At 63.4% G+C, this 3799-nt stretch carries 4 protein-coding genes and 1 pseudogene; all 5 read right to left on the reverse strand.

All coding sequences use genetic code 11. The annotated features are described in order from the left end of the window. On the reverse strand, positions 1 to 570 hold a 570-nt coding region (locus EN884_RS28920; RefSeq protein ID WP_206617664.1), incomplete at its 3' end, for a fatty acid desaturase. Between the two features lie 10 nt (positions 571 to 580). Beyond that, positions 581 to 1762 (reverse strand): aldose 1-epimerase family protein, encoded by a 1182-nt coding sequence (locus EN884_RS28925; protein WP_063168537.1) that lies wholly within the window; start codon positions 1760 to 1762, stop codon positions 581 to 583. A 16-nt stretch (positions 1763 to 1778) separates the two neighbouring features. After that, on the reverse strand, positions 1779 to 2561 hold the full coding sequence (locus EN884_RS28930; protein ID WP_024501560.1) for an ATP-binding cassette domain-containing protein: 783 nt from the start codon (positions 2559 to 2561) through the stop codon (positions 1779 to 1781). Further along, positions 2558 to 3538: an ABC transporter permease gene (locus EN884_RS28935; RefSeq protein WP_032898639.1), complete on the reverse strand. Its 981-nt coding sequence runs from the start codon at positions 3536 to 3538 to the stop codon at positions 2558 to 2560. The genes EN884_RS28930 and EN884_RS28935 overlap by 4 nt, the downstream gene beginning before the upstream one ends. Positions 3539 to 3619: 81 nt before the next feature. Next, positions 3620 to 3799: pseudogene (locus tag EN884_RS28940) on the reverse strand (ABC transporter substrate-binding protein); the annotation flags it as partial.

Consider the following 3799-nt stretch of genomic DNA (forward strand, 5'->3'; position numbering starts at 1 on the left):
GCGCACCAGCGTCGGCAGCGAATAGCGGAAATCGAGAACACCGGTGAAGGCGAGTGCGGCGCGCAGCAGGTCCGGCGGACGCATCACCGCGATCTCGGCGTCGCGGCCGACGATGATCGTGTCGGTGTGGTGGCGGGCATGGCTCCAGCGCCAGGTCACCGGATTGCGCATCAGCATGAAGCTGGCGATCTGGTAGACGGCATCGTTCATCCAGCGTGTGCGGAAGGCGGTGCCGTGGCCGCACTCGTGCCAGCGCGAGTCGCTGGACGAGCCGTAGAGCACGCCATAGACGAGCAGGAACGGCACCACCCACCACGTGCCCCAGAACCAGGCGATCCCGGCGGCGGAACCCAATATGGCAACGATCCAGATGATCGTGTCGCGGATCGCCGGGCCGTCCGAGCGCTGCATCAGCTCTTTCATCGCCTTGCGCGGCACATCGGTGTGATACCACTCGGCCGAGGCCAGCCCGGTCTCGATCGCGATGCGCGTGCTTTCCCCGACCAGGCTGTAGTCGCGCTTTTTCTCCATCACATCGACCTCCGATTTCCGGCCCGCCAGCCGGAGCATTCGTTTCGCCTCATGCCCTGTCCGCCAATCCCGGAAAATTACCCGACGGTACAGGATAATCCTGTTGCGGCTGCCTGGCGATCGACGCGATCTTTGCTTCGGCCTCGGCGATCGCGCCGGCGCCGTCGAGCACCCGGAACACTGCGTCGTAAGAACGGCTTTCACTATGCTCCAGCCAGATCATCTCGCCCCGCTCGCGCGCCGCGAGATTGCCGAGCACATGATGCGTCGAGGGTTCGATGCCCAGCGCATACTGCCCCGCCTGAAAATTCTGCCATTGATATGCGCAAGGCAGCTGGTCCTTGCGCGTCACCACTTCGAAGCCGAGCCCGAGCTGATCGTTGACCACTGCCACCGGCACCTCGCCATTGGCGTCCGCCGCCATCTCGTGCTGCCAGACCTGCTCGCTGAAACCCGATTGCGGCGCCGGCATCGTGCGGTAACCCACCTTCTGCGCCTGGTAGCGCTCGCCGGCATGGCCAGCCCAGACGACGTCGCGGATCGGCGCCAGATAGCGCGAACCCTCGTCGAGCAAGGGATGGCTGACATTGACGTGGTAAAAATACATGTGCGGCGTGCGGTTGAAACCGTGGTTGACGACGCGATCCGACAGCCGGATCTCGTTGCCGCCGACATCGGCCTCGATACGCCGGATCAGATGCAGATCCTCGCCGAACACTGCCGATTGCTGCACGGTGCCTTCGGCCCACAGCACGCAGCGGTCGCCGTCCCAGGTCTCGCCATAACCGGTCAGCCGCGCCGGAATGGTGCCGACGCGGCCATGCAGCGAATGGATCACGGTCTTCCTGCCCGGGTAGTTGTAGCTATCGGCCGGCACTTCTTCCCGGCCCAATATGTGGTCGAGGCCGCAGGTGACAAGCAGCCCTGAAAACGAACGCGCCCAGGCGAGCCCCCCTTCCCCCTCATAATCGTGCAGACCGGGGTTGCGAAAGCCGCTCGGCGAATGCCAGCCGATCGCCTGGCCCTTGAAGTCGCAATCGGCGATGTCGAGCGCCCGGTCGACCAGCGCCGTGAAACGCAGCCCCGTGCCGGTGCGGAACTCCAGCATGCGGATGCCGCGTTCCACGCCGTCGCCAAGCGTCATCAGCCGCACGCCGGCAAATTGCGACAGCATGCCCGAACGTTCCGACACCTGCCGGCGCGAAAGCGTCTTGCCGTAGAGTTCTACCATGTGACGGCCAACTTCTTCACTTCGCTCTCGTCTCTTTCAGCAGGGCCGACATATCGGCGCCGGTGATGATGCTTTCCACGGTCAGAAGATCGGTATCGGCAACCGTCTGCTCGGCGACGATCTCGCCGCGGCGCATGACGATGATGCGGTCGGCGACCTGGAACACGTGATGGATGTTGTGGGTGATCAAGAGCACGGAATGACCGGCGTCACGCACCTCCTTGACGAAGCGCAGCACGCCATGGGTTTCCTCGACACCGAGATTGTTGGTCGGTTCGTCGAGGATGATGACCTTGGCGGCGAACTGCATGGCGCGAGAAATCGCGATCGACTGCCGCTCGCCACCCGATAGCGTCGAGACCAGCGCATCGGCGTCGAGTTTTTTCGAGATGCCGACGCGCTTCAACAGCGCCGACGCCGCGTCTCGCAATTTGGCGAAATCGAGCGGCGCGAACACGCCCAGCCATTTCAGCTTGACCGGCTCGCGCCCAAGGAAAAGATTGCGCGCGATGCTGAGATCCGGCGCAAGAGACGTATCCTGGTGGATGGTCTCGATGCCGAGGTCCATCGCGTCGCGTGTCGAACGGATCGAAACCTTTTCACCGCGCACATAGATGTCGCCACGGTCGATCGGAAACACACCGGAAATCGCCTTGATCAGCGTCGATTTGCCGGCGCCGTTGTCGCCGAGCAGGGCCACCACCTCGCCTTCCTTGAGGGCAAAGGACGCATTCTTCAGTGCGCGGACGCTGCCGAAGGATTTTTGCAGATTCTGCAGCCGGAGAACTTCCATCGTCAGCCCCTTGCGGCGTTCTTCTGCAGCAAAGCGTGCAGGATGAGCATGGCGAGGATGATCAGGCCGACGAAGATGTTGTAGGCGAGGCCCGGCACGCCGATCAGCACAATGCCGTTGCGGATCGCGCGCAGCATCAGCGCACCGACGATGGTGCCGAGGATCGTGCCGCGTCCGCCGGTCAGCGCCGTGCCGCCGACCACCACCATGGCGATCACTTCGAGCTCGTAGCCGGTGCCGGCCACCGGTGAAGCGGCCGAAATGCGGAAGGCGCTGATCATGCCGGCCAGCCCCGCCAGAACCGAAGTCAGGATGAACAGCCACACCTTGACGGCGTCCGCCGGCACGCCACGCGCCACCGCCGCGTTGCGGTTCGAGCCGATGGCGCTGATCCAGTTGCCGAGCTTGGCATAGCGCAGCACGTAGATTGCCAGCAGCGAGAGACCGATGAACCACCACAGCGAGGTGTAGAACCGGAACGAGCCGACATTGAAGCTGCCGGCCAGCAGCGTCACGAAAAAACCCGGCTGGTCCCAGGATTTCAGCGGAAAGCCCTGCGTGATGTAGAGCGCTGCCCCACGCACCACGAGCAGCATCGACAGCGTGACCAGGAAGGACGAAATGCCGATCTTGGTGACGATCAGCCCGTTGATGGCGCCGATGGCGATGCACAGCAGAAGCCCGGCCAGAAGGGCGACACCTATATCCACGCCGCCGTTCTGCACCAGGAGCATGACGATGACCGGCGCCAGCCCGAACACGGCGCCGACCGACAGGTCGAACTCGCCCGCCGTCAACAGCAGCGTCATGCCGAGCGCGATGATGCCGAGCTCGGGCAGGAACGCCATCATGTTGGAGATGTTGAGCGGCGACAGGAAATTGGCATCGGCAACGGCGAACACCGCGAGCAGGACAATGAGGATGACGAGCGAGGAGAATTGCGGCGAGCGCATAAGGCTCGATCTGCGTTTCCCGACAGGCATTTCGTCTTCTGCGGCGATCATCATGACTGCTTGAACCATGCTTTGAAGAGACGCCCGCAGCTTACGCCGCGGGCACCGTTTTCACTTCGTGTCGTAGAGTTTCAGGATCGGTTCGACGCTCGAGGCGTCGTAGAGGCTGAACGTATGGATGTCGTAGCCGATCGGCTCACCCGAAGCGGCGAGCCCGAGCAGCGCCACCGGCATGAAGCCCTGCGCAGACGGGAACTGCCAGGCGGCCGCGTTGACGAAACCGGATTTGAC

Origin of the sequence: Mesorhizobium sp. M7A.F.Ca.AU.001.01.1.1, from assembly GCF_004022735.1 — a bacterium.
Taxonomy (GTDB): domain Bacteria; phylum Pseudomonadota; class Alphaproteobacteria; order Rhizobiales; family Rhizobiaceae; genus Mesorhizobium; species Mesorhizobium ciceri.